22 protein-coding genes are annotated in these 25949 nt (G+C 65.6%); 8 read left to right on the top strand and 14 right to left on the bottom strand.

What is annotated here, in order from left to right:
- Position 1 precedes the first annotated feature (1 nt).
- Positions 2 to 772: an ABC transporter ATP-binding protein gene (locus J2X38_RS08145; RefSeq protein WP_310253048.1), complete on the top strand. Its 771-nt coding sequence runs from the start codon at positions 2 to 4 to the stop codon at positions 770 to 772.
- A gap of 80 nt (positions 773 to 852) precedes the next feature.
- Entirely contained in the window at positions 853 to 2109 is a 1257-nt protein-coding gene (locus J2X38_RS08140) for a cation:dicarboxylate symporter family transporter (protein WP_310253046.1), read from the top strand.
- On the opposite strand, the gene J2X38_RS08135 is transcribed toward J2X38_RS08140, so the two are convergent.
- Genes J2X38_RS08135 through phhA form a run of 8 tightly spaced genes read right to left on the bottom strand, consistent with a single transcriptional unit; the run spans position 2103 to position 9549 of the window.
- A complete protein-coding gene (locus tag J2X38_RS08135) occupies positions 2103 to 2855 on the bottom strand; it encodes an Asp/Glu racemase (protein WP_310253044.1) in 753 nt (250 codons plus the stop codon). The genes J2X38_RS08140 and J2X38_RS08135 overlap by 7 nt on opposite strands.
- A 10-nt stretch (positions 2856 to 2865) precedes the next feature.
- Positions 2866 to 3774: a fumarylacetoacetate hydrolase family protein gene (locus J2X38_RS08130; RefSeq protein ID WP_310253042.1), complete on the bottom strand. Its 909-nt coding sequence runs from the start codon at positions 3772 to 3774 to the stop codon at positions 2866 to 2868.
- Complete coding sequence (locus tag J2X38_RS08125; RefSeq protein ID WP_310253039.1) at positions 3762 to 4904, bottom strand: cupin domain-containing protein; 1143 nt, start codon at positions 4902 to 4904, stop codon at positions 3762 to 3764. Before J2X38_RS08125 ends, J2X38_RS08130 begins: the two co-directional genes overlap by 13 nt.
- Positions 4901 to 5914, bottom strand: coding sequence for a carbon-nitrogen hydrolase family protein (locus tag J2X38_RS08120; RefSeq protein ID WP_310253037.1), 1014 nt, complete (start codon positions 5912 to 5914; stop codon positions 4901 to 4903). Before J2X38_RS08120 ends, J2X38_RS08125 begins: the two co-directional genes overlap by 4 nt.
- Positions 5911 to 7152, bottom strand: a complete 1242-nt coding sequence (gene kynU / locus J2X38_RS08115) for a kynureninase (protein ID WP_310253035.1) — start codon at positions 7150 to 7152, stop codon at positions 5911 to 5913. Before kynU ends, J2X38_RS08120 begins: the two co-directional genes overlap by 4 nt.
- Complete coding sequence (gene kynB, locus J2X38_RS08110; RefSeq protein ID WP_310253033.1) at positions 7149 to 7778, bottom strand: arylformamidase; 630 nt, start codon at positions 7776 to 7778, stop codon at positions 7149 to 7151. The genes kynU and kynB overlap by 4 nt, the downstream gene beginning before the upstream one ends.
- Entirely contained in the window at positions 7775 to 8680 is a 906-nt protein-coding gene (locus J2X38_RS08105) for a tryptophan 2,3-dioxygenase family protein (RefSeq protein ID WP_310253031.1), read from the bottom strand. The genes kynB and J2X38_RS08105 overlap by 4 nt, the downstream gene beginning before the upstream one ends.
- On the bottom strand, positions 8677 to 9549 hold the full coding sequence (gene phhA, locus J2X38_RS08100) for a phenylalanine 4-monooxygenase (RefSeq protein ID WP_058538150.1): 873 nt from the start codon (positions 9547 to 9549) through the stop codon (positions 8677 to 8679). The genes J2X38_RS08105 and phhA overlap by 4 nt, the downstream gene beginning before the upstream one ends.
- Before the next feature lie 187 nt (positions 9550 to 9736).
- On the opposite strand from phhA, the gene J2X38_RS08095 reads away from it, so the two are divergent.
- The gene (locus J2X38_RS08095) at positions 9737 to 10216 is read left to right on the top strand and encodes an Lrp/AsnC family transcriptional regulator (RefSeq protein ID WP_310253025.1); all 480 of its coding nucleotides are present in this window, start codon (positions 9737 to 9739) and stop codon (positions 10214 to 10216) included.
- A 17-nt stretch (positions 10217 to 10233) separates the two neighbouring features.
- On the opposite strand, the gene J2X38_RS08090 is transcribed toward J2X38_RS08095, so the two are convergent.
- On the bottom strand, positions 10234 to 10992 hold the full coding sequence (locus J2X38_RS08090; protein ID WP_310253023.1) for a helix-turn-helix transcriptional regulator: 759 nt from the start codon (positions 10990 to 10992) through the stop codon (positions 10234 to 10236).
- 176 nt (positions 10993 to 11168) lie between these two features.
- Here J2X38_RS08090 and J2X38_RS08085 point away from each other — a divergent pair, with 176 nt between their 5' ends.
- From J2X38_RS08085 to J2X38_RS08075, 3 genes are read left to right on the top strand one after another with little or no spacing between them, the layout of a single operon-like run.
- Positions 11169 to 12125, top strand: coding sequence for an alpha/beta hydrolase (locus tag J2X38_RS08085; protein ID WP_310253021.1), 957 nt, complete (start codon positions 11169 to 11171; stop codon positions 12123 to 12125).
- The gene (locus J2X38_RS08080; protein ID WP_310253019.1) at positions 12122 to 12694 is read left to right on the top strand and encodes an FMN-binding negative transcriptional regulator; all 573 of its coding nucleotides are present in this window, start codon (positions 12122 to 12124) and stop codon (positions 12692 to 12694) included. Before J2X38_RS08085 ends, J2X38_RS08080 begins: the two co-directional genes overlap by 4 nt.
- A complete protein-coding gene (locus J2X38_RS08075) occupies positions 12691 to 13704 on the top strand; it encodes a histone deacetylase family protein (protein WP_310253017.1) in 1014 nt (337 codons plus the stop codon). The genes J2X38_RS08080 and J2X38_RS08075 overlap by 4 nt, the downstream gene beginning before the upstream one ends.
- Positions 13705 to 13904: 200 nt before the next feature.
- On the opposite strand, the gene J2X38_RS08070 is transcribed toward J2X38_RS08075, so the two are convergent.
- Entirely contained in the window at positions 13905 to 16097 is a 2193-nt protein-coding gene (locus J2X38_RS08070) for a TonB-dependent receptor (protein WP_310253015.1), read from the bottom strand.
- A gap of 257 nt (positions 16098 to 16354) precedes the next feature.
- Here J2X38_RS08070 and J2X38_RS08065 point away from each other — a divergent pair, with 257 nt between their 5' ends.
- The gene (locus J2X38_RS08065) at positions 16355 to 18523 is read left to right on the top strand and encodes a prolyl oligopeptidase family serine peptidase (RefSeq protein ID WP_310253013.1); all 2169 of its coding nucleotides are present in this window, start codon (positions 16355 to 16357) and stop codon (positions 18521 to 18523) included.
- Here the strand turns inward: J2X38_RS08065 and J2X38_RS08060 are convergent.
- Positions 18520 to 19311, bottom strand: a complete 792-nt coding sequence (locus tag J2X38_RS08060; protein ID WP_310253011.1) for a sulfite exporter TauE/SafE family protein — start codon at positions 19309 to 19311, stop codon at positions 18520 to 18522. The two genes, J2X38_RS08065 and J2X38_RS08060, sit on opposite strands and share 4 nt — an antisense overlap.
- On the bottom strand, positions 19308 to 20666 hold the full coding sequence (locus J2X38_RS08055; protein WP_310253009.1) for a RimK family alpha-L-glutamate ligase: 1359 nt from the start codon (positions 20664 to 20666) through the stop codon (positions 19308 to 19310). The genes J2X38_RS08060 and J2X38_RS08055 overlap by 4 nt, the downstream gene beginning before the upstream one ends.
- Positions 20667 to 20880: 214 nt before the next feature.
- Here J2X38_RS08055 and J2X38_RS08050 point away from each other — a divergent pair, with 214 nt between their 5' ends.
- The gene (locus tag J2X38_RS08050; protein WP_082639433.1) at positions 20881 to 22017 is read left to right on the top strand and encodes a diguanylate cyclase; all 1137 of its coding nucleotides are present in this window, start codon (positions 20881 to 20883) and stop codon (positions 22015 to 22017) included.
- 85 nt (positions 22018 to 22102) lie between these two features.
- Here the strand turns inward: J2X38_RS08050 and J2X38_RS08045 are convergent, their stop codons facing one another.
- Together J2X38_RS08045 and J2X38_RS08040 are read right to left on the bottom strand one after the other, a co-directional pair.
- Positions 22103 to 23395, bottom strand: a complete 1293-nt coding sequence (locus J2X38_RS08045) for a sugar MFS transporter (RefSeq protein ID WP_310253006.1) — start codon at positions 23393 to 23395, stop codon at positions 22103 to 22105.
- 49 nt (positions 23396 to 23444) lie between these two features.
- The gene (locus tag J2X38_RS08040; RefSeq protein WP_310253003.1) at positions 23445 to 25931 is read right to left on the bottom strand and encodes a glycoside hydrolase family 3 N-terminal domain-containing protein; all 2487 of its coding nucleotides are present in this window, start codon (positions 25929 to 25931) and stop codon (positions 23445 to 23447) included.
- Between the last annotated feature and the right edge of the window lie 18 nt (positions 25932 to 25949).

The raw sequence follows: 25949 nt of genomic DNA, 5'->3' as shown, positions 1-25949 counted from the left end.
GATGACCGCCGTCCTTTCGATCGATTTCGCCGCCGCCGAACGCGTCGCCGCTCCTGACTTTTCGCACCGCCCGGTCGCGGTCGAGGTCAGCGACGTCAGCCGCAATTTCACTGGCAACAGCGTCCTCGATAGCCTGAACCTGACGATCCACAGCGGCGAATTCGTCGCGCTGCTCGGCGCGTCGGGCAGCGGCAAGACGACCCTGCTGCGCATCCTCGCCGGGCTCGATGCCCCCGATGGCGGCGAAGCGTGGGTGCCCGCGGCGCGTACCGTCGTGTTTCAGGAACCGCGGCTCGTCCAGTCGAAGAGCGTGTGGAAGAATGTCGTGATCGGCCTGTCGGGCAAGGCCGCGTCGCGTGAGCGTGCCGTCGCGGCGCTCGCCGAGGTCGGGCTCGACCATCGCACCGATGCCTGGCCCGCGACGCTGTCGGGCGGCGAGGCGCAGCGCGCGGCGCTCGCGCGCGCATTGGTGCGCGAACCGCGCCTGCTGCTGCTCGACGAGCCTTTCGCGGCGCTCGACGCGCTGACGCGGCTCAAGATGCAGCGGCTGATCGGCGAGCTGTGTCAGGCGCACGGCCCCGCAACGCTGCTCGTTACGCACGATGTCGAGGAAGCGATCCTGCTCGCCGACCGCATCCTTGTGCTGAAAGAAGGGCGGATCGGTTACGACACGCGCGTCCGCTTGCCGCACCCGCGCCGTGCGGGCGGCGAGGAATTCGACGCGCTGCGCGATACTTTGCTCGCCGAACTGGGCGTGCCGCAGGCGCACTAGCGCCGCATCAGCGAACCACAGCAAAGGCTTTGACCGCCCCGGCATGCATCGGCATGCTGGGGTCAGGGGGATTTCGACTCATGGTAATTTCGCGCGCACGGGCCTGGGCCACGCGCATGCCCGGATCGGGCTGGATGATCGTCGCGCTGATCCTCGGCTTCACGATTGGCACCTTCATCGCGGCATCGTCACCTCTGGTCGAGGCGGCGCAGCTGGTCGGCGGAATCTGGCTCGACGGCCTCCGCATGACGATCGTCCCGCTGATCTTCGCGCTCGTTGCGACCGGCGTCGCCAGCCTCGGCATGGGCGACCATCACGAGGCCGCGCGGCTCGGGCGGCGCCTGCCGCTGGTGCTCATTGGCCTGCTGATCGTTTCGGCGGTGATCGGTGCGCTGATGGTCCCGCCGCTGCTCGGCGCGGTCACCATCGCGCCTGCCGATATCGCCGCGCTGCGCAGCCTCTTCCCTGCGCCGCCCGCACCAGCGGTTCCCGGCGCGGCCGAGACCGTGCACGCGATGATCCCGACCAACGTCGTCGCGTCGGCCGCCGAGGGTGCGGTCCTCCCGCTCGTCATCTTCGCGCTCATACTCGGCCTTGCCGTCGGCAAGATCGACCGCGACCGCGCCGAGGCGGTCCTCCAGCCGCTGCGCGGGCTCGCCGATGCGATGATTGTCATCGTCGGCTGGGTGCTCCGCGTCGCGCCCATCGGCATCTTCGCGCTCGCGCTGGCGATCGGTGCGACCGTCGGGACCGCCGTGCTCGCGATCCTCGCCCAATATCTCGCAATCTCGATTGCCGTCACGCTGGTGCTGATCGTCCTCGGCTATGCCATCGCATGCTTCGCCGGAGGCGTCCCGCTCGGGCGCTTTGCCCGCGCCATGGCCCCGGCGCAGGCCATCGCGGCGAGCACCCAATCGTCGATCGCGACGCTGCCCGCGATGATGGTGAGCGCCGAGCGCGTCGGCATCGCGGAACGCAACGCCGCCGCCATCCTGCCGATGGCGGTCGCGACCTTCAAGATCACCGCACCGTCGAACACGGTGATGATGGCGCTGGCGCTTGCGTGGATGGCGGGGGTCGAAGTCTCACCGCTGCAGCTCGCGGTGGCCTTGCCGCTCGCGGTTCTGTCGTCGCTGGCGATCCTCGGCATGCCGGGACAGATCAGCTTTTATGCGTCGGTGGCGCCGACCGCGATCGCAATTGGCGCGCCGATCGAACTGCTGCCGATCCTGCTCGCGATCGACGTCATTCCCGACATGGTCCGCACGGTCGCTAATGTGACGCACGATGTAGCCGCAGCGGCGGCTATCGCACCCCCCGCCTCAATCGATCAGTAGCGGCCCGACAGCAGCGCCCCGGCACCTGGGACTTCGGTCGGCAGCCCCAGGCGCGTCAGCATCTGGTGCGCAGTGCAGATCGCCGCCGACACCACGGGCAAGCCGATCGCATCCTCGATCTTCTGCACCGACGGCAGCGACGGCATCTGGACGCATGCGGAAAGGACGAGCGCGTCGATTCCGGTCAGGTCGAGCCTTTTGTAATGCTCGAGCAGGTTCGCCGGATCCTGCGCCGCGACCTCCAGATTGTCGGGGATTTCAAGGGCAAGCCAGTCGCTTACTTCGATACCTTCATTCTGAATGTAGGAAACGACCATCTGCGTCAGCGGCTTCATATAGGGCGCGACGAGCGCGATGCGCTTCGCCTTCAGCGCCGCCAGCCCCTCGACCAGCGCACCCGCGCTGGTGACGACAGGTGCAGCGCGGCCATTCTCGACCGTCCGCTGGTGCAGCCGCGCCTCGGACACGCGATGATAACCTTCGCCCATGCTCATGATCGCGACGAGGCAGGCATAGCCGAGCACGTCGACCGCGGCGTCGGACAGCTCGAGCGCGCAGCGGTCGGAATCGGCGTCCATCGCCGCGAGTTCCTCCTTCGTCACCTTCTTCATCCGCATCCGCGACGAGTGAAAGGTGAAGCGTTCGGGCGCGATGCTCTCCCGCGCGCGAAGCAGCGCCGGGATTTCGGTTTCCATCGTGACGTTCGAGCTGGGCACGATCTGCCCGATGCGGATTGGCCGTGTCATCTCGCGCGCCTCAGACCGCGACGATCGGGTTGCACAGCGTGCCGATGCCCTCGACGGTGCATTCGACGACGTCGCCCGGCCACATGAACTCCTGCGGATCGCGCCCCGCGCCGACCCCCGCCGGGGTACCCGTCGCGATGATGTCGCCGGGTTCGAGCGTCATCACGCTGGAAATGTCGGCGATCAACTGATTGATATTGAACAACATGAAGCGCGTGTTGCTGTTCTGCTTTTCGACCCCGTTCACATGCGTCAGGATATTGAGGTTGTGCGGATCGCCGATCTCGTCGGCGGTGACGATGCACGGTCCCATCGGCGCAAAGCTGTCCTGCCCCTTCGACACGATCCACTGCCCGGCGCGGCGGCAATCGCGCGCCGACACGTCGTTGATGACGGTATAGCCGAACACATGGTTCAGCGCGTCGCCCTCTGCGACGTGGCGGGCGGTGCTGCCGATGATCACCGCGAGTTCGGTTTCCCAGTCGAGTTGCTGCGTCACCTTCGCATTATGGCGGATCGGATCGTTCCACGCGACGACCGCGGTCGGCGGTTTCGAGAAGATCACCGGCTGCTGCGGCAGCTCGTTCGACGTGTCGAGCGAACGAGCAGATTCAGCGACATGCTCGGTATAGTTTAGACCAATTCCGAAGATATTTTTGCGCGGGCGCGGGATCGGCGCAAGCAAGGTCACATTGCCCTCGGGAAGCGAGGTGCCGATCAGGTCGGCGGTGGTCGCGGCTGCGACAGCTTCCTGCAGGAAGCGCAGCGCGATCGGCCCCAGATCGATGAAATCGAGCATCGTCGAGGGCAGATCCTGCCCGATTGCATCGCCGAAATATTCGACGTCGATCACGAGGTCGTCGTGGAGAAGGCCGAGCCGGGGTTCGGTCTCGACCGTGCGATATGTCACGAAGCGCATATTTGATGTCCGTCATTTTCTTGAAGGGCTTCCTCGATCCGGACGCCGAGCGCCTCCATCACGGGGAAATCGTTGAACGAGAAGAGGAAGGCCTCCTCGGAAGGATCGAGATTGACATGCTCGTGCCACATCCACGCGGGCACGCAGAAAATGTCGTGCGTGCCCCAGTCGAAACGCTCGCCGCCGATGATCGAATAGCCGCGCCCGCTCGCGACATTATAGACGACATTGCCGGTGTGCCGGTGCGCCTTGCCGCGAAAGCCGGGCTTCAGCATCTGCATATGCGCGCCCATCGTCTGGAGCGCCCAGCCGCCGGTCAGCGGGTTCGAATAGCGTAGCATATGTCCGTCGAACGGCGTGCCGTCGGACACTTTCGCGAGGTTCCACAGCGCGTCGCGCGTCGCTTCCCAGCGATAGACCATCACCGGCGAATAGGGCTTGTCCCACGCGCCAATGCCTTCGGGCCGTAGCGACCCGCCGCCATAGCTCAGCGGCAGATCGTCGACCGGAAACGCCGCCGTCTGCGCCGGCTGGTCATAAACCGCGTAGAAATTGGTCTCGAGGCTGTTCATCAGCGGGATGTCGAGGCCGTCCTGCCAGATCGACACCTCGCCCTCCGCGACGACGCCATGGTCGTGCCAGCAGCCGCCGGGCGTTAGCACATAGTCGTTCGCGCCCAAGGTGATGTGGTGTCCGTCGACGACGGTATAGGCGCCCTTGCCCTCCATGATGAAGCGGTGCGCCGAGGCCGTGTGCTTGTGCGCGGGCGTGATCTCGCCGGGGCGCATCGCTTGCATGCCGCTGAACAGCCAGCCGCAGACCGCGACATTCTCTCGCCCAGCATCGCTGTCGTTGAGCAGGGTCACGACGCGGCGCCCCGCCTCTTCGGGCTTCACCAGATCGAGCGCGCGCAGGCACATGGCGCGCATCTCTTCGTAGCGCCACAGCGTCGGGCGATAGCGCGTTTCGGGCTCCCAGGGCTCGATCGCATTCGCGCGTTTCCAGAAGGCGCCGGCATTTCGCGCCGCAAGCTCTTGATAAAAGGCTTCGAGTTCGGGCGTGTCGTTCACGCGCGCGCGCCCGAGCACATCGTCGCGCGGATCGATGATCGTGCTATTGCCTGCCATCATGGCGTCTCCTCGTCGGGATCGACGGGCTGCGGCTCGTCGACGAACAGGGCCGACGCGCGGGGGGTCCGGTCGACCGTCAGGTTGAAGATGTCGAAGCGGTTATAACCGCCGATGATGTCGTGCATCAGCTTGGGGCGGATGCACTCGCCAAGGTCGATGTCGGCATAGACGATGCCCTCGTCGTCGATCAGCGCCTGACCGACGAGATTGCCGTGCGGGTCGATCACGCCTGAAAAGGCGCTGTTCGGGCGCGACAGCAGGTCGCGGTTCTGCGGCCGGTCGGCGCTCATTGCGTCGATGATTTCGGGGCTCACCGCCGAGCAGGCGACGATCGTGAACACCTTGCCCTCGAAGCTGTGCGCGGTCGCGCGGATCTTGATCGCTTCGGCCATATTGTACGACGCCGGCGCGACGGGCAGCGCGATATAATTGGCGATATGGACCAGTTCGCCCTGCGAGAGCAGCGCGAAGCGCGCGAGCGTGTTGGTATTCTCGCCGCACGCCAGCGTGCCGAGCGGCCCGACCGGCGTGTCGTAGACACGGATCGAGCTGCCATCGCCGCCCGCCCAGGTCAGCTTCTCGGCCCATGTCGGCACGAGCTTGCGGTGCCGCCCGAGCAGCGTCCCGTCGGCGCCGATGATCAGGTTGGTGTTGTAGAGCGTGCCGACGCTCACCGGATCGCGTTCATTGATCCCTATGACGACGGTGCAGCCATGATTGCGTGCAGCGTTGCAAAGCGCCGCAACCTCGGGGCCGTCGATCGACAGCGACGCGCGATACAGCCGCTCGTGCCACTCGGCGCCCTCGATCGGAGTCATCAGCCAGTTCCAATAGGGATAGGCGGAAACGAACACTTCGGGAAAGGCTACAAGCTGTGCACCATTGCCGGCCGCCTCGGCGATCAGCGCGCACGCCTTGTCGACCGTGCGCGCGGTGTCGAGAAAGACGGGCGCGGCCTGCACCGCGGCGACGCGCGACTTGGGCAGGAAAGGCGCGGACACGTCGCTCATGTCACGGCCGCCCGCTGGTGATATTGCGGCTTGTCCCACGCGCGCGTCGCGCAGACCTTGTCGAGCCGCTCGACCGTTTCGACGATGTCGCGATAGCGCAGGTAAAGCGGCGTCAGCCCGAAGCGCAGGATGTCGGGCGCGCGGAAATCGGCGATCACGTCATATTCCTTGAGCGCCTGCACGATCTGGTAGCCCTGCGGGTGCGCATAGGCGACCTGGCTGCCGCGCTCGGCGTGGCCCTGCGTGCTCACCAGTTCGAAGCCGTATGCGTCGCACAAAGGTTGCATCTGCTCGATGAACAGGTCGCCGAGCGCGAGCGACTTGCGACGGATTTCGGCCATATCGGCTTCGAGGATCAGGTCGACGCCCACCTCGAGTGCCGCAAGGCCAAGCACCGGCGGGGTGCCGCACTGGAAGCGTTCGATCCCCGCCGCGGGATCATAATCCTCCTCGAAGGCGAAGGGCCGCGCGTGCCCGAACCAGCCCGACAGCACCGGCGTGGCGGCATGATGCCGCGCGGCTGCGAACAGATAGGCGGGCGCGCCGGGGCCGCCGTTGAGGAACTTGTATCCGCAACCGATCGCGAAATCGGCGTTCGCGCCATTGAGATCGACCGGGATCGCGCCCGCACTGTGGCTCAGATCCCATACGACGAGCGCGCCGACTTCGTGCGCGCGCTTCGTGATCGCCGCCATGTCGCGCACGCGGCCCGACTTATAGTGGACCTGCGTCAGCAGCAGCACCGCGACGTCCTCGTTCAGCGCATCGACGATCGCGTCGGGCGCAACGGTGACCGCCTTGACGCGCCCGCCCGAAAAGGCCTCGATGCCCTGCATCATATAGACGTCGGTCGGGAAGTTCGTCGCCTCCGACAGGATCACGCTCCATTCACGCCGCAACGAAAGTGCAGCAGTCAATGCCTTGAAAATATTCACCGAAGTCGAATCGGTCGCGACGATCTCGCCCGCGTTGGCGCCAATCAGTCGCCCGATCTTGTCGCCGATCCGCCGCGGCGCAGTCGACCATTCGGCGCCGAGCCACGAGGTGATCAGCCCCTCGCCCCATTCGTTGCCAACAACCGCGGCAAGCCGGTCGCCCGTCGCCTTGGGCAAGGCGCCGAGCGAATTGCCGTCGAGATAAATCAAACCTTCGCGCAGGTGAAAACGATCCCGAAAAGGCGCGAGCGGGTCGGCGGCGTCGAGCGCCGACACATCGGTGGCAAAGAGCGTGTCGGTCATGCGATTTCCCTCAAGATGGCGCGCACCGGGCTGGCATCGGCGCCGACGATACGGAGCGGCAGCGCGACGAGTTCGTACTGGCCGGGCGGCACGTCATCGAGCACGAGGCCTTCCAATATCCGCATATCCGCCGCCTTGACCGCCTGATGCGCGTCGAGTGTCTTCGACTGTTCGGGGTCGAGCGACGCCGCGTCGGTGCCGATCAGCCGCACGCCCATGCTGCCCAGTCGGGCGATAGCGTCGCTGGCAATCGCGGTGAAATCGCTGTCCCATTGGTCGTGCGGAAAACGCTCATAGGTCCGCAGCAGCACCCGCTCGGCGCCCTCGATCGCATCCCAGTCGATATCGGCAATCTCGACCCGCCCGCGCGCGTGGCGCATATCGAGCAGCACGCACGGCCCGATATAGGCATCGAGGTCGCAATCGGCTGAGGACGCCCCATCATTGGCATAATGCAGCGGCGCATCGCCGTGCGTGCCCGCGTGGAGCGGCGTGAACATGCCGCCGACATTGACCGGGCAGCCATCGCCGATCACCGCATGGCTGTGCAGCGCGAAAGCGGGCTCGCCCGGCCATACCGGCACCGCGGCGTGGAGCGGCTGCGAGATGTCCCAGATCCGGCTCATGCGCCCTTCCCTTCGGCATAGTCGCCACCCTCGCGCGGCGCCGTCATGCGCGTGCGCATCGACCAGAGTTCGGGGAAGAAGCTGAGGTCCAGCGCCTTGACCAGATAATTGACCCCCGACGAACCGCCGGTGCCGGGCTTGTGCCCGATCACGCGCGCGACGGTCTTCATGTGCTTGAAGCGCCATTCCTGGAAATAATATTCGAGCGCGGTGATCTTCTCGGCGAGCGTGTAGAGATCCCAATGCGCATCCGGGTCGGTGTAGATCTTGAGCCAGGCGTCCTCGACCGCGTCCGACGCCGCATAAGGCTTGGTCCAGTCGCGTTCGAGAATGTTCGGCGGAATATCAAAACCGCGCCGCGCGAGCAGCCGCAGCAATTCGTCGTAAAGCGACGGCGCCTCGAACGCCGCGCGTAGTCTTTCAGTCGCCCCCGGGTCGTCCTTGTGGACGATCATCATATCCTCGCGCTTGTTGCCGAGGAGATATTCGAGCTCGCGATATTGCTGCGACTGGAACCCGGAGGCGCGGCGCAGGGAGCCGCGAAAGGTCAGGAAATCATGCGGGGTCAGCGTCGCCAGCACTTCCCAGCTGTTGATCATATGCCGCTGGATCGTCGCGATGCGGTCGAGCCCCTTGCCCGCGATCTCGAGCCGGTCGGCCTTGATCGCGTCGTAAACCAGCCGCCCCTCGTGCAGCACGAGCTTCAGCCACAGCTCCATCGTCTGGTGCATGATGATGAACAGCATCTCGTCGGGCTTGTCCGACACCGGCACCTGCGCCGAGAGCAATTGCGCGGTCTGCAAATGCCGCGCATAGGTCAGGCCATTGTCCCACTGGATCGTCTCGCCGTCGATCTCGGTCTCGAAGATGTCGGTGCCGCCGTCGCGCGTCTGCCTGATCATTGCGATGCCTCTCCGCTCGCCGGCACAGCCGGCAGGTATCCTTCATAGGCGACATCGCCGCGCCAGGCATCCCCGGGTTCGAGCGCGGGTTCGTCAGCGATTTTGCGGTAGATGCTTGCGAAGTCGGTTTCTTCGGTCGCGCGCAACAAATCCTCGAACCCCGCGACGACGAAATAGGTCTGCTGGAATTCGTCGAAATTATACCGCGTGCGCATCACGCGTTCGATATCGAGCCAGATGCGTTGCGGTTCGGGCGACGTCAGCGCGGAGAGCGCTTCGGCAAAGCTCGACATGAGGCCGCCGCCGAACGCGCGGAGTTCGCCGTCCTCGACCACGAGGCCGAACTCGACCGTATAGAGCCAAAGCCGACCGAGAAAGTCCGACGCCCCCAGCTTTTCGGCGCGCAGCCCAGCCTGACCATAGGCCACCAGAAAGTCCGAAAAGGCCGGGTCGGTGAGCATCGGGATATGGCCGAAAATGTCGTGAAACATATCGGGCTCTTCGCTGTAGGCGATCTGCTCGGGCGGGCGGACGAAGTTGGCGGCGGGAAAGCGCTTGTTCGCGAGATGCTCGAAAAAGGGCTCGTTCGGAATCCAGCCGGGCACCGCGACGACCTCCCAGCCCGACACGGGTTTCAGCAGCGCGTTGAGCTCGGCGAAGTCGGGAACCCCCGGCCTCAGCTTGCGAAGAATGTCGAGGCCATCGAGGAACGACCGACAGGCATAGCCATCAAGCGCCGCCGCCTGCTGATCGAACAAGCTCCGCCATGTCGCGTGCTGCTCGGCGGTAAAGGCGGCCCAGTTCTGCGGCATCGTCCAATTGGCCGCGACACCTTCGGGCGGTGCGTCGAATATATGTGTCGCGGCCATCGGTCTCTCTCCAAACCTTCGGCGCAAGTGATAGCGCGGGGCCGCGCGAACATTGTGCGGATTTCGCGGCAACAGATTGCGGAAAATCGCTAATCGTTCTGTTAGTTTCCATATTTGCAGGAATTTGTACTCAGGTTTAGAATGAGGTGGCCAGATTCTCGCATAAACCCGATTCAGGACGGAACGCATGGACAAGCTCGACTGGAAAATCGTTGCGGCGCTCGAACGCGACGGCCGGCAATCTTACGCCGACCTCGGCGAACAGGTCGGCCTGTCCAAATCGCCCTGCTGGTCGCGGGTGAAAAACCTCGAGGAAAGCGGCGTCATCGAAGGCTATGCGGCGCGGCTCGACCCGCTCGCGATCGGCCTCGCGGTGCAGAGCTTCGTCGAAGTCCAGATCCGCTTCGATGCGCACACCGATTTCGAAGCCGCGGTGCTCGCGCACCCCGCGGTGGTCGAATGCCACACCACCGCGGGCGAGAGCGACTATCTGCTCAAAATCTTTGCGCGCTCGGCCGATCACCTCGACGAGCTGCTCCGCCACAATTTGTCGAAACTGCCCGGCGTGCAGCGACTGAAGACCGTGGTGTGTCTCAAGACGATCAAGCGGCACGGCGACCTCGCGGAATGGGCGCGGACGACCGAAGGCCGCGGGCGCGGCGATTAGCGCCGCTGCAGCGGGCGTCAGTGCTTCAGATATTGACTCGGCGGCACGCCGAAGGCGCGGCGGAACATCGCGGCGAAGCCGCTGGGGCTGTCGTAGCCGACGTCGTAGGTGACCTGCGTGATCGACGCGCCCGCGGCGAGCATCGACAGCGCCTCCATCAACCGCACCTGCTGCCGCCAGACGGCGAGCCCCATTCCCGTTTCCAGCTTGAAGCTGCGCGTGAAGGTGCGCCGCCCCATCGCCGCGAGCGCCGCCCAGTCGTCGATGTCGCGCGGGTCCGACGGATCGGCGATGATCGCGTTGCAGACGCGGAGCAGGCGCGGGTTCGACGGCATCGACACCTGATAGGGGGCGTTCGGCATGCGCCCGATCTCGTCGAGCAACAACGCGATGATCCGCCCCTCACGCCCATCGACGTCGTAGAGCGCCGGGAAATCGACGACCTCGAGGATCAAGGATTTGACGAGGTTCGACACTTCGAAAACGCGGCACTCGTGCCCCGTCTCGCCGCCCCGGCACGGCAGGTAGAGCGTGCGCAGCGACACCGCGCCGCGGCACGCGACCTCGTGCCGTGTTCCCGCGGGCAGCCATACGGCGCGTTGCGGCGGGATAACGAAGCTGGTCTCGGGCGTGCGGACCGACATCACCCCCGACGACGCGTAGAGGATCTGGATATGGTCGTGGCTGTGCATCGGATCGATGAAGCCGGCAGGATATTCATCCTGCAGCGCAATGACCGGGCGGTCGTTCGTCAGAACATCGGCACTATGCTTCATGGCCCGATCCTCACAAGCCTTAGACAAATACACAATATAGGCCGCGCGCGCCGCTGGCCAGCGATGATGCGCCCACTGGCCTGTCCGCTGCGGTGATTGGCCCAAATGGGCGATAGATGGGGACGCGCAAAAGCTATCAGGCAATCAAGGATCGTTTCGAGAAGGATAAGCGAAATATGTCAAAGGGCTTAAGCGTCATGCAGAACGACATGGCCGACCCCGATATCCGGCGCTTTGTCGACGCGATCAACGCCGCCTATGCGGAGCATGGCGCACCGGCGGGCGCGAGCATGGCGACGCGCCGCGCCGTCGCCGAACGCGTCCGCCAGCCGTGGCGCGAGGGTGGCCCGATAATGGCGGAGAGCCGCGAAATCGACATGGGCGGCGTCCGCCTGCGGCTCCACCGCCCGGTCGCCGACGCGAAGCTGCCGGTCATGCTCTATATTCACGGTGGCGGATGGACGCTGTTCAGCATCGACACGCACGACCGGCTGATGCGCGAATATGCCGCGCGCGCGGGGATCGCGGTGCTCGGCATCGATTACAGCCTGTCGCCCGAAAGCAAGTTCCCCGTCGCGCTGGAGGAATGCGCGGCGGCGCTCGACTGGATCGCGGCAGAGGCGGATGTGCTGAACCTCGATGCGACCCGCGTGCTGATCGGCGGCGATTCCGCAGGCGCGAACCTGTCGGTCGCGGCGTGCCTGTTGCAGCGCCAGCGCGGCCGGCCGCTGCCGGCCGCGATGCTGCTCAACTACGGCGCCTTCGCGCCCGAGCGGACGCCAAGCTACGCCCGCTTCGGCGCCGGCGACTATTCGCTCGAAGCCGACGAGATGGACGCCTTCTGGGCCTCCTATGTCGATGGTCCCGGACAGCTTGCCGACCCGTTGGTCGCGCCGCTCAACGCCGACCTGACCGGCCTGCCGCCCGCCTTCCTCGCCATCGCCGAGTGCGACATCTTGGCCGATTGCAACGACGCTTTCGCCAGCAAGCTCGAAGAGGCGGGCGTGCCGACGCGCGCGGTCACCTATCTGGGGGCGACGCACAGCTTTCTGGAGGCGGTATCGATCGCCCCGCTCGCGGGCCGCGCGCTCGACGAGCAGGCGGCGTGGATCCGTGATATCGTCGCGGCATGACCGACCTCTACACGCCGCGCGGCGCCGCCGACATCGGGCAGCTGATCGCCGACTATCCGCTCGCCTGGGTGATATCGGGTGCCTTCCATGCCAGCCCGCTGCCGCTGATCGCCGAGACGGACGATGCGGGCGCGGTGGTCGCGCTGTTCGGCCATTGTGCGCTGCGTAATGCGCTGGTCGCCGATTTCCGCGCCGACCCGCGCGGGCTGATCCTGTTCAACGGGCCATCGGGCTATGTTCCGACGACTTTGTTGTCGAAGCCCGACTGGGCGCCGACATGGAATTATGCGGTGTTGCGCTTCACCGTCGAGGTCGAATTCGTCGGCGACGAAACGCAGGGCGCAATCGAGCGGCTCGTCGCGAAGATGGAAGGTGGCGCCTGGTCGACAGCGAGCCTCGGCGCGCGCTATGAAAAGATGCTCGACCAGATCATCGCCTTTCGCGCCCACGTCCGCTCCGCCGAACACAGCTTCAAGCTCGGGCAGGATGAGAGCGCAGTGGGCTTTGCCGAAATCGTCGCGGGTCACAGCGACCCGACGCTCACGAAATGGATGGAAGGACAAAGGTGAAGCTTTTCTTCGACGATCGCCAGACCGCCCACGCCCCCTCGCGCGAACTGCACAATGGCGACTGGGTGCCCTATGCCGAGAATATCGAGCGCCCGCGTTCGATCGTCGCACAGTTCAGCGACTGGAGCGCTGTTCGCGATTTCGGCATGGCGCCGCTGCTCGCGGTGCATGACGCCGACTATCTCGCCTTCCTCGAACGCGCGCATCGCGACTGGGTCGCGGCGGGGCGCAATGGCGACGCGATCGGCTATACCTTCCCGGTCAGGCGCCGCCGGCCGCTGAGCTTCGGCCGCATCGACGCCGATCTTGGCGCATACAGCTATGACGCCGGGACGCCGATCGCGGCGGGTACGTGGGAATCGGCCTATTGGTCGGCGCAGGGCGCGCTGACCGCGCTCGATCATCTTCAAACCAGCGGCGAGGCGCATGCCTTTGCGCTGTGCCGCCCGCCGGGCCACCATGCCGGGCGCGACTATATGGGCGGCTATTGCTACCTCAACAACGCCGCGATCGCGGCGCGCGAGGCGCATGATCGCCGGCTCGGGCCGGTCGCGGTGCTCGACATCGACTATCATCACGGCAATGGCACGCAGGACATCTTTTACGAAGATCCCGATATCTTCTTCGCCTCCATCCACGCCGACCCGCGCACCGATTATCCCTTTTACTGGGGGCACGCCGACGAGCGCGGCGAAGGTGCGGGCGAAGGAACGACGCTCAACCTCCCCCTCCCCCGCGGCACCGACGGGCAAAGCTATGCGCCCGCCCTCGACACTGCGCTGGCGGCGATTTCGGATTGGGGCGCGAAATTCCTCGTCGTCTCGTTCGGCGCCGACACGCACAGCAGCGACCCGATTTCGAGCTTCGCGCTCGAACGCGAGGATTATGTCACGCTCGCGGGCCGCATCGCGGCGCTCGGCGTGCCGACGCTGATCGTGATGGAGGGCGGTTACGCCGTCGGCGATCTCGGCAAGAATGTCGCCGCGTTTCTCGCGGGTTTCGAGAAATAACGTCGGCTTAGAGGAGGGAAGCCGCCACCCCAACATTCGTCATTCCCGCGAAAGCGGGAACCCAGCGGCAACGGCAGCTCGCTGGGTCCCCGCTTTCGCGGGGATGACGAAGTAGGAGGTGGAGCGGCAACTAACGGTCGTTTCCGGTCATTTCCAAATGACTGCCCCGCCTTCCCGGCGGGGCAGCTCCTTTCTTGATCTCAGTTCAGGCTGAACCTTACGCTCGCGCCCAGCGTGCGCGGCCGCGCGACCGAGCCCGCAAAGGCGAAGGGCGCGTTCAAAATGCCATATTGGTTGAACAGATTCTTCGCAAAGAGGCTGAGCTCAATCCGGTCGCTCACCGTCACCGATGCGTTGAGATCGACGAGGTGGAAGTCGCCCTTGTCGAGCGTCCCGGCGAAATCGACGGGTGCGCTCGACAGATAGCGGTGCGCGATCCCGAAGCGCGGCTTCAGCGACATGTCGGGGAAGCTTAGGTCGAGCGAATTCGACAGCGTCCATTCGGACGCGCCCGGCAGGCGCGTTCCCTTGGCATAGCCGCCGCCCGGCGCGAAGCTGTCGGGCAAGAGCGACGACAGCCGCGCATCGTTGTACGCGATGTTCGAGGTGAAGCTGAGGTTGCGCGTCGGGCGCAGGTTCAGGCTGATTTCGACGCCGTCGATGTCCGCGCCGCCGCCGTTCACCGTGTAAGCGCGGAAGTCGCCCGGCGTGAACAGGCGGGCCTGAATATTGCCCCAGTCGATATGATAGGCGGTCAAATCGACGCTGAGCGTCCGGTCGATCAGGTCGAAGCGCGTGCCGATCTCGTAATTCTTCGTCGTGTCGCTTTCGAAGGTCAGGGGCAGCCCCGCGGTCGCGAGCGAATAGACGTTGAGACCGCCGATGCGGAACCCTTCGGAATAGAGGCCATAGATCATGAAGTCCTTCGACGGCTTCCACGTCAGCGACGCCTTCGGAATGAAATCCGAGTCCTTGCTCGTCTCCGGGGCATAATCGAAGGGTGGGATCAGGTCGGCGTTCGGCAGATATTGCAGCCGCGGCGCGGTGCGATATTCGAACAATCGCCCGCCGAGCGTCAGCGTCAGCGTGTCGACGATGTCGAACGACGCTTCGCCGAAAACTGCCTTTTCGGTGACGCGGTTGCTGCTGACCGTTCGTGAGGCCAAGTCATCGGGAGCGAGTTCGCTGCCCGGCCGCCCGCCGAACTCGCCCGGATTGGCATCGATATAGTCGGAGATGCCCTCGATAAAGGTGCCGTCGGTGCTGTTCGAACGCAGCCGCGTATAGTTGACGCCGAGCAGCCAGCGGAAACGCCCGCCGTCGGGCGACGCGAGCCTGAGTTCGCCATATTCGGTCTTCGACTTGCCTTTACCGCTCGCGAGTTCGGGGGTGTCGGTGCGCGGGTCGTTGCCGCCAAAGATCGAATTGTCGAACGCCAGGTCGGCCTTTTTCTCGGTATAGCTGCCCACCGCGGTCAGCGTCGCAAAGCCCAGATCCTGCTCGATCCGCAGGCTGTGCATCATGAACTGCGTGTCCTGATATTCGGCGACGTTAGTGGCGCGTTCGAAGGTCTTGGGCGGGCCGAAGATCACATAGGTCTGATCGTCGAGATCATATTCCTGATACATGCTGAGCGCCGAGACGCGCGTCGTCTCGGTCGGCGTGAAGACGATCGAACCGCGCAGGCCGCGGACGCGAAGGTCGTTGCTGCCTTTCTCGCCGAGCAGCGTGTTGTCGAGATATCCGGCGTCGTAGCGCTGGAGCGCGACGAGACGGACGGCGAGCTTGTCGGTCGCGATCGGCACATTGACCATCGCCTTGACCGCATAGCTCGCCTCGCCCGCGCGCTTGGTCGTCGAAACGCCGCCCTCGAAGCCCGCATCGAAGCGCGCGGGATCGGCCTCGTTCACCACATAGTTGATCGCGCCGCCAAGCGACGAGGATCCGAAGAGCGTGCCCTGCGGCCCGCGCAGCACCTCGACGCGGCTGACATCGAAGCTGTCGACGTCGGGGATCACGAGCGGGAAGCCGGGCTCGATCAGCGGAACTTCGTTGAGATAATAGCCCGTCGTCGCCTGGTTCGCCTCATGATAAGTCGACGAGGCGACGCCGCGGATTACGACTTCGGAAACGCCCGGCTGATAGTCGTTGAAGATGACGCCGGGGACGCGCGTGATGTAATCGGAGAGGCTCTGGGCATTGAGCTTTTGCAGCGTCGCCTCGCTGACCGCCGACACCGAGCCGCTGACGTCGCGCACCGACTGTTCGCGCTTGGCGGCGGTGACGACGATCTCGGTATCGTCGACCTCCTGCGCCAGCGCGCCCGATGCCTGTCCCAGCGCCAGGATCGAGATGCCACATGCGGCGATCCGCCTGATCGATGCAAAACCCATTTTTGCCTCCCTTATTGATTATGCCTATTGGTAAGAAAATCCGATGCTCAAGCTATCATGCGAAATTGGCGTGTCGGCGATGGTCGGGCCAGTTTCCAGCCGGATCGGGCCAGCCCTGCGGCGCAGGAAAGCGTGGTTTCATGAGGGCTTGCGGCCAATTTGCCCGATCGGTGGATTGGGCGGCCTGATCGGCGCAGTAAGCCAACCCGGGCGACATACACTGGACGCGACATCCCCACCGGGCGAGAGAGGGTCGCATGCAGAACATCGAGAACAAGGGTCGGCGCGCGTTTATGGGCAGCGCCGCGATGGCGGCGCTCCTGCTGGGAAATCGCGCGGCGTGGGCGCTCGATCAGGGCGGCGCCGGGCGCTGGCCCAAAATCGCGCCACCGCAATCGCCGCGTGTCTCGCATGTGATCGATCAATTGGGCCGCCAGCGCGACGATGCCTATAGCTGGATGAAGTTCATCCCGGCGACGGGCGAGCGCACGCGCGATAATTTGCCCGACGCCGTCGGCGCGATGCTGAAGGCGGAAAATGCGTACGCTGACGCGATCCTTGCACCGCTAGCGGGCGAACGCGCGAAGCTGCTCGACGCGATGCTCGCGCGGGCGTCGGGCGACACGGCCGCGCCGGCGCTCGAAAAGGACGGCTGGGACTACGGATCGGCGCGGCCCGCCGGCGCGGCACATGCGATCTATACGCGCAGCAAGAAGGGCGGAAAGCCCGAGCAGCTCGTCGACGAGGCGGTGCGCGCCAAGGGCCAGCCCTATTTCCGCAGCACCGGGCATCAGCCGAGCCCCGACCACCGCTATTTCGCCTGGGCCGAGGATGTGATCGGCAACGACCGCCACCGCATTGTTATCCGCGATAATCAGAGCGGCGCGGTGCGCACGATCGTCGACAAGGACGCCTATGGCTATGGCGGGCTCGTCTTCGCGCCGTCGTCGCGCTGGCTGTTCTGGATCTGGCGCGATGCGCGCAACCGCCCGACGCGACTCTATCGCACCTCGGCCGACGGCAAGGTCACCGACCTCGTCTATGAGGAAAAGGACCCGGCGATCTTCATGCAGGTGAAGCGCACGGCGGCCGACGGCTTCATCGCGCTGACCCTCGCCGGCCCCGAGACCGCCGAAGTGCGGCTGGTGTCCGCCGCCGACGAAACCGCAACCCCCGCCGTCGTCTGGCCGCGCAAGACGGGAGTGCTCTATGACATCGACGAGTGGAACGGCGGGCTGATCGCGCTCACCGATGCCGGCGACGCGTTCGACATGGCGCTGCTGCGCCTCGATCCGAAGAGCTTTCGCACGCTCGCGACGCTCGTGCCGCACCGCGCGGGCACCCCGATCCTCCAGATCCAGCCTTTCGCGGCGGCACTCGTCCGCCTCGAGCGGGTCGACGGGCTTCACCGGCTCGTCATCCTGCGCGCCGATGGATCGGAACAGACGGTCGCTTTCGACGATCCCGCCTATGCGATCGAACTGCCGGGCGAGCAAAGCTATGGCGCGTCATCGGTGATGATCGTCCACCAGTCGCCCAAATCGCCGCGCCGCTGGATTCGCGTCGATCTGGCCAGCGGCAAGCAAAGCGTCGTCCAGCAACAGGCGGTCGCCAATTTCGACCCCGGTGATTATGAGGTCGAACGCCTGTTCGCTCCCGCGCCCGACGGCGAGATGGTGCCGATCACGCTGTTGTCGCGCCGCGGCGCGCCGAAGGACGGCAAGGCGCCGCTGCTTCAATATGGCTATGGCTCCTATGGCGTGCCGAGCGATCCCGAATTTTCGATCCCCGCGCTCGCGCTCGTCGATCGCGGCTGGCGCTATGCGATCGCGCATGTTCGCGGCGGGTCGGAGAAGGGCCGCCGATGGTTCCTCGGCGGGCGCAAATTCACCAAGCGCAACAGCTTCACCGATTTCATCGCCTGCGCCGAACATCTGGCCGCCGAGGGCTATACTGCAAAGGGCAAGGTCGTCGCCTATGGCCTGTCGGCGGGCGGGCTGCTCGTCGGCGCGAGCATGAATATCGCCCCGGCGCTGTGGGGCGGCGTGATCGCGCAGGTGCCGTTCGTCGACATGCTCAACACGATGAGCGATGGCGCGCATCCGCTGGTGCCGTTGTTCCGACCCGACTGGGGCGACCCGCTCGCCGATCCCAAAGCCTATGATTATATCGCCTCGATCTCACCCTATGAGAATGTCCGGGCGGCCGCCTATCCGCCGCTGCTCTGCACCGCCGGGCTCAAGGACGACCGCGTCGCTTATTGGGAACCCGCCAAGCTGGTTGCCGAAGTGCGGCGTCGCTCGACGAGCGGCAACCCGGCGCTCTTGCACACCGACATGGACAGCGGCCACCAGGGCAGCGCCGACCTGAAAAGCGAATATCAGCAGAAGGCGCTGTTCTGGGCCTTTGCGATGCGCTGCGTCTAGAAACCGCGGAAAGACGGCACGGGCGCAAACATCAGCATAAGGAAGCCATAGGCGCTCGCGAGCAGTAGCAGCACGCCCGCGGCGCCGACCAGCCAGTCGGCGCGCAGGCGGCGGACGAGATATGCGCCGATCGGCGCGGCAATCACACCGCCGATCAGCAGACCGATCGCCGCGGTGCTGAAGCTTTGCCAGCCCATCGCCCCGATGAACCCGGCCGCGATCGTCACGGTGACGAAGAATTCGGACGCGTTGACCGTGCCGATGACGGTGCGCGGCTCGGCGCCCTGCGCGAGCAGATTGGCGCTGACGATCGGGCCCCACCCGCCGCCGCCCGACCCGTCGGCGATCCCGCCGATCAGCCCGAGCGGCCCGACGAACTTGATGCTGCGATAGGTTTGCGGGCGCCGCGCGCCGCGCCACAGCAGATAGATGCCGACCGCGCCGAGATAGGCGAGCACGACCGGCCGCGCGATGCTGTTGTCGATATTGGTCAAAAGCCACACGCCGATCAGCCCGCCGACGATGCCCGGGACGACGAGGCGGCGGAACAGCCGCCAGTCGACGTTGCGCTGCATCGCATGCGCCAGCCCCGACACGCCGCCGGTAAAGCTCTCGGCGACATGCACCGCCGCCGAGGCGGACACCGGCGGCAAGCCCAGAACGAGCAGCAGCGCGGTGCCGATGACGCCGAACGCCATGCCGAGCGCGCTGTCGATCAACTGCGCCGCAAATCCCACGACGATGAAGGGCAACAGCGCCCAGAGCGTCAGCCCGTCGAATATCGTCATCGGGCAGCGGACCGGGGGCGCGTGGTTTTCGGGGTCCGGCGCGTGAAGAGGAACACCGCGGGGAAGCCGAGTGCGATGAGCGACAGCGCACCGGCGAAGACCGGCTCGCCGCCCGCGAGCCAGGGCAGCACCGCGGCCCAGATCGACACGCCGAGCACGGTCAGGAAAATCTGTTCCTGATCGATGTCAGTGGCGACCGCGAGCGGGACGCCGCGCGCATCGGCGCGCAACGCCTCAAGGCGGCGCGCAACCGGGCTGTGCGGTGCCGCCTGCCGCCCCGGGATCAGCGACGACATCACCGACCCCAGCCCCGCGCCGACTAGCCGGACACCGACCGCGCGGGCAAAGGCGCGCGGTTCCTCGAGCCGGTCGCCAACCGCGCGCAGGCTCAGCCGGCCGCCGAACACCAGGTCGATCAACGCCTCGCCGGTCACCGCCTTGATCGGCCGGTCCTGTACCTGATGGCTCGCCTCGATCCAGTCGAAGATCGCACCCGGCACATCGATGCTGCACGCGCGTTCCAGCCCCTGAAACCCCGGGGCGCTGTTCGCCTCGCAGATCCGGTAGCCCTCATTGTCGAACAAGATGTCGATCCCGGCGACTTCCAGCCCGAGCGTGTCGGCGGCGCGCGCGGCGAGGTCGGCCATTTCGCCGGTCGGCGTATGGGCGATGCCGACGCCGCCGAGCGAGACATTCGATTTGAAATGGCCGGCGGGCGAGCGCCGTTCCATCGCCGCGATCACCCGGCCGCCGATCACGAGCACGCGCACGTCGCGCCCGTGGCTCGACCGGACATAGTGCTGGAACAGGAAATCGGCTTTGGCATCGGCGCTCTCGAGCAAGCCGGCGAGATCCTCGAACTGGCTGCGGTCCTCGCATTTGAGAACGCCGGTGCCGCGCGTGCCGCGCAGCGTCTTGACGATCATCGGGAAACCCAGTTCCTCCTCGACGATGTCGACCCCGATCGGGAATTTGCCGAGGATCGTCGCCGGGATCGGCAATCCGGCGCGCGCGAGCCGCTGCATCGTGTGGAGTTTGTCCGCGACAAGGTCGATCGCTTCGGGCCCGTTGATCAGGCGCACGCCGCGGCGTTCGAAATGGCGGAGCACCGCGAGCGTGAAATAGTCGGTCTCGGCGCCCGTCCGGCACAGGATGAAGTCGGGCCGGGCGAGCGAATGGCCCTCATAATGCACCGACCAGCCGTCGACCGGCGCCGCGACGATGTCAAAATTATGCGGTTTCAGGACATGCAGTTCGATCCCGCGCGCCGCCGCGGTCTCCTGAAACCGCAGGATTTCAGGGACCTCCGGCAGGGCCGGATCGAGATCCCGTTGGAAGAAAATCCAGCCCAGCAACGATCGGCTCCTTCAACATCTGGTCGAACGCATAGGCTCAGTGCCAGAAAACCGCCCGCCTGCGCAATCGTTCACGCGGCAAGTCGACCTAAGTTCCTGTTTTGCCGTTTCGATTGCGACGATCCCTCCGATCTGGACCAGACAGGATCGAAGATAAGCGCTCTCTGGCACGAATCCGGCTTAAACCTGCCCTGCGCGACACGTTAAATGTCGCATGACCACCAAAGCGACACAATCGAACGAGCCGGTAGGACGGTTCCTGGGTTGGCTGGGGCTTCGCCAATCGCGCGGCGCTCCCCCCGAAGGGGGCCATGCGCCGCCGAATGGGGCGGGGCCGTACGACCTTGCACGCCAGGCGCGATACGAACTCGCCGCATCGATCACCTCTTTCCTCGTCGATAATGACCTCGACGTGTCACCCGCCAATCTGCTGCTCGCGCACAGCGCCTTTTCGGGCCGCAATCCCCGGCTCGCGCGGCAGGTGATCGCGCAGGCGCAGACTCCCGAGGGGATCAGCCAGAAATGGCTGAACGAACTCGACGAACAGGAAGCGGGCCAGCCCGATCGCGTCGAACTCGACCGGCTGATGACCCGGCTCGAAACCAATATCGAGGCGTTCCAGGCGAATACGAAAGAAGCGCGAACCGCCACCACTGACTATGGCACCGAACTCGAGCAGCATGTCGTCGATCTCGAACAGCTGCAGAAGACGGGGCGCATCGTCTCGAGCCTCGCCGACCTTGCCAAGGTCATGCTCGAACGCACGCGTAAGGCCGAGGACGACATGCGCAAGAGCGAGGACGAGGCGAAGGCGCTGCGCCGCAGCCTCGATCGCGCCAAACGCGACGCCGAGCTCGACTATCTGACCGGTCTGCCCAACCGCCGCGCGTTCGAGGCCTTGCTCGACCGGCACTATAAGGAAGCGCGCGCCGCGGTCGAACCGCTGAGTATCGCCTTTTGCGACATCGACGAATTCAAGAAGGTCAATGATATCCACGGCCACGAGGCGGGCGACCGCGTCATCAAGGCGATCGCCGACACGCTGGCGCGGATTTCGAACGACCATTGTCATGTCGCGCGCCACGGCGGCGAAGAGTTCGTCATGCTGTTCCGCGGCCTGACCCCGACACAGGCGGCCGAAAAACTCGACGATGCGCGCGAGGCTCTGGCCGATCGGCGTCTGATCAACCGCAAGACTGACGAGCCGTTCGGCCAGATTACCTTCTCGGGCGGGGTCGCCGACGTCTTTGGCTATGGCGACACGCGCGCCGCGCTCAAGGCCGCCGACGCCGCGCTCTACAAGGCCAAGGCCGGCGGGCGGAACCGAATCGAAATCGCCGACCCGGCCTGAATTTCTGGGATTCCCGCGGGGGGCGGGAGGCCGCGGGCGATCGCGCACCAGCGCGCGATCGCCCGCAGTTTATTTGTCTCGACCGTTACGCGGTCGCCGGACGCGCCGCCCACAGCCCGAAACTGGCAATGATCGCATAACAGATCAGCGGCACCGCCAGCGCGAGCCGGATGTCACCGCTGAGATCGGCCACCGTTCCGAACAGGAACGGGACGATCGCCCCGCCGATGATCGCGGTGCACATGATGCCCGACCCCTGCGGCGTCCGTTCGCCAAGCCCCTCGGTCGCGAGGCTGAAGATCGTCGGGAACATCAGCGAATTGCAGAAGCCGACCAGAATCAGCGCCCAACCCGACAGTGCCCCGGTCGTCACCGCCGACAGGACGATCAGCGAAATCGCACCCGCCGCAAAGGTCGCGAGCACGCGTCCCGGCTTCGCCAGTCGCAGGATGAAGCCGCCGAGCAACCGGCCGACCAGCGCGCCCAGCCAGTACATCGCGACCAGCTTGCCCGCCGCCTGGAGCCCCAGCCCCATCACGCTCGGTTCGGCGAGATAGGCCATCAGGTTCGAGCCGATCGCCACTTCGGCGCCGACATAGACGAAGATGCACAGCGCGCCGAACTGGACCCGGCGGTTATGGGTCAAGAGGCCCCACGTGCCCTCGAGCTTCACATCGTCGGCTTTGGCGTGGTCGATCGCCGACCGATACATCCAGAACACCGCCGCGATCACCAGCATCACCACCCCGAGCCACATATAGGCGGTGCCGATCGACGCGCCCTCGGCGACGCGATAGGCCTGAATCTGCGCCTCGCTCGCGGTCTCGGCGTCGATCGGCTGTTCATCGCCGAGCAGGAAGGTCGCGCCGCCATAGACCATCAGGAACACGCCGATCGAATTGAACGCCTGTGCGAAGGTCAGCCGGCTGTGCGAGGTCTCGACGGGGCCCAGCGTCGTGATCACCGGGTTCATCGCGACCTGCAGAACCGTGATCCCCGCGCCGATGCAAAAGAGCGCCGCGAGGAAGCCGGGGTAGGAGGCCGCTGCCGAAGCCGGGATGAAGAGGAAGGCGGCCGCCGCCACGATGACGAACCCGAGCACGAAGGTGCGGATATAGCCGAGCTTCGACATGATGATGCCGGCGGGAATCGAAAAGGCGCCATAGGCGATGAAAAACGCCATCTGCACGAGGTTCGCCTGCGCATGCGTCAGGTGGAACATCGGCTTGAACTTGCCGACCAGCAGGTCGTTGATGTTCGTCACCCCGCCCAGCAGGAAAAACACCGCAAAGGCGAGGATCAGAACCACTCGCGTGCTGTGACCGCCCTTGCCCGGCTGTTCGGTCGCGTTCGTCGCGACGTTCGGCGCCAATGCCATTATCTCTCTCCCCTTGCCTTGTCTCAGGCTAACCCTGATGACGGTCTTGTCACTTTACCGCCGGTGGGCAAGGCAGATTCTCCCCGACCGCCTCGACATTCGTATTCAACAGCGTCGCGGCGAAGCCCTTGTCGCTTTGGATCGAGACGGCATAGTCAACCTGCCGCAGATTGGCGCCCGCATCGGCGAAGCAGCGGAGCGGCACCTTGATCGTCGAGACCTGCCCCTTTGGCGCCGCCTTCACCGCCGCCGAGATGTCGAATGCCTTGCCGCCGAGCGCGAGGCTGACCGGCGCGCTGCCGGTCGCATCGATCCGCCAGTCGATACGCAGCGCGAAGCTGTTGCCCAGCTGGCGCGACAGATCGGCATAGGGGCCGCTGAGGTGCAGCGCCGCGGGGCCGGTCCAGACGAAGCTTTTGCCATCCTCCTGCGCGCGAACATCGACCGAGCGCGCGGCGATCAGCCCGCCGGGGCTCGATACCGGCGGCGATTCCACCGGGCGCGATCCGCCCGCGTCGGTCACGGTCAGCACCCACGGCGCGCGCGCGCGGCCACCCGAGAAGTAATTTTCGACGTTCAGCGCCGCCGCGATGTTGACGCCCAATTCCTCGGACAGCTGCGGAACCGTCGTGCTCGCGCCATATTTCAGGCCATAACCGACCGCGAACTGCGGCTTTTCGACCGGCGATCGCGCGTCGGCGGGCCAGGCGAAGGGCAGCGTGCCGGTAAAGCCGCGCACCGTCTTTCCATCCTTGCCGGCGACGAGCACGTCGGCGACGCCCGCACCCTGCGACCCCGGCAACCAGCCCGCGACGAACGCGTCGGCGGCGTTGATTTCGGGATTGGTGAACATCGGCCGCCCCGACAGGAACAGCGCGACCACGGGAATGCCCGCAGCCTTCAGTTTCTTGAGCGTCGCGAGATCGGTCGCCTCCGACGGCTGATAGTCGAGCGTCGCGACGTCGCCCTGGAATTCGGCATAGGGCGCCTCGCCGAACACGACGATCGCGACGTCGGGTTTTTCTTTATAGACGCCGCCGTCGGACAGGGTCGCGACGCCGCCCGCATCGCGCACCGATTTGTTCAGCGCTTCCCAGATCGTCTGGCCATTGGGGAAGTCGGCGTGGGTGACATCGGTCCCCTGCCAGCTGATCGTCCAGCCGCCCGACTGGATCGCCATGCTGTCGGCCGCGGGGCCGGTGACAAGCACGCGCGCGCCGGGCTTGATCGGCAGGATGCCGCCGTTGTTCTTGAGCAGAACCAACGACTTGGCGACCGCTTCGCGCGCGACAGCCAGATGTTCGGGCGTGCCAACGGCTTTCACCACGCTGCGGTCGACATGGCCTTCGGGAAACAGGCCGAGCTTGTATTTGACGCGCAGGATACGCCGCACCGCATCGTCGAGCCGCGCCGCCGATATCGTGCCGTCCTTCGCATGTTTCAGCGTGGTCTCGTACAGCCCCTTCCAGCTGTCGGGCGCCATGAACATGTCGAGCCCGGCGTTGATCGACTGCGCGCAATCGGTGACGCTGCATCCCGCAACCTGCCCGTGCCCGTTCCAGTCGCCGACGACGAAGCCCGCAAAGCCCATCTTCTCCTTGAGCGCGTCGGTCAGCAGCCCCTTGTTGCCGTGATGCTTGACGCCCTGCCAGCTCGAGAAGCTCGCCATCACGGTGAGCGCGCCGGCGTCGATCGCGGCGGGATAGCCCATCGCATGCTTGGCGATCAGTTCCTTCTCGTCGGCCTTGGCGTCGCCCTGGTCCTTGCCCTCGAACGTCCCGCCGTCGGCTAGGAAATGCTTGGCGGTCGCCGCGACATGTGTGCCGTCGACCGTCTTGCCCGCGACCAGCGGCCCCTGCAGCCCCAGCACCATCGCCTTGGCATATTCGGCGATCAGCTTCGGGTCGGAGGCATAGCCTTCGTAGCTCCGCCCCCAGCGCAAATCCTGCGGCACCGCGAGTGTCGGCGCAAAAGTCCATTCGATCCCGCTGCCCGCGATTTCGGCCGCGGTGACCGCGCCGATGCGCTGGATCAGTTCGGGATCGCGCGCGGCGCCGAGGCCGATATTGTGCGGGAACAGCGTCGCGCCGGGAATATTGTTGTGGCCGTGGACGGCGTCGACGCCAAAGATGATCGGGATCGCGACGCCGTTCGCCTGCGGGCGCAACGACACCGCGCGGAACTCACCGACCAGCTTCGCCCAGTCGGCGGCAGTCGAACGTTCGTTGCCGTTCGGACCGCTGTTCCCCCCGGCGAGGATCGAGCCGAGCGGATAGGTTTCGAGATCCTTCGGCGTGATCGTGCTGATGTCGCCCTGAATCAGCTGGCCGACCTTCTGCTCGATCGTCATCTTCTTCATCAGCGCGTCGATCCGCGCCTCGGTCTTGGGATCGGTGATGGCCGCGGGGCTTTTTGCCGCGGGCCACAGTTCGGGATGGACCTTGGCCGCTTCGGTTCCAGTTGTCTGCGCGGTCGCGGTTGCCGTTCCTGCCAGCAGCAGCGCGGTCACCATGCCCATTGCCTGTCGGCGCATCATCTCTCCCATTCCTCTTAT

Source organism: Sphingopyxis sp. BE235 (assembly GCF_031457175.1).
Taxonomy (GTDB): Bacteria; Pseudomonadota; Alphaproteobacteria; order Sphingomonadales; family Sphingomonadaceae; genus Sphingopyxis.
This window is presented reverse-complemented; position numbering and strand designations above follow the sequence as displayed.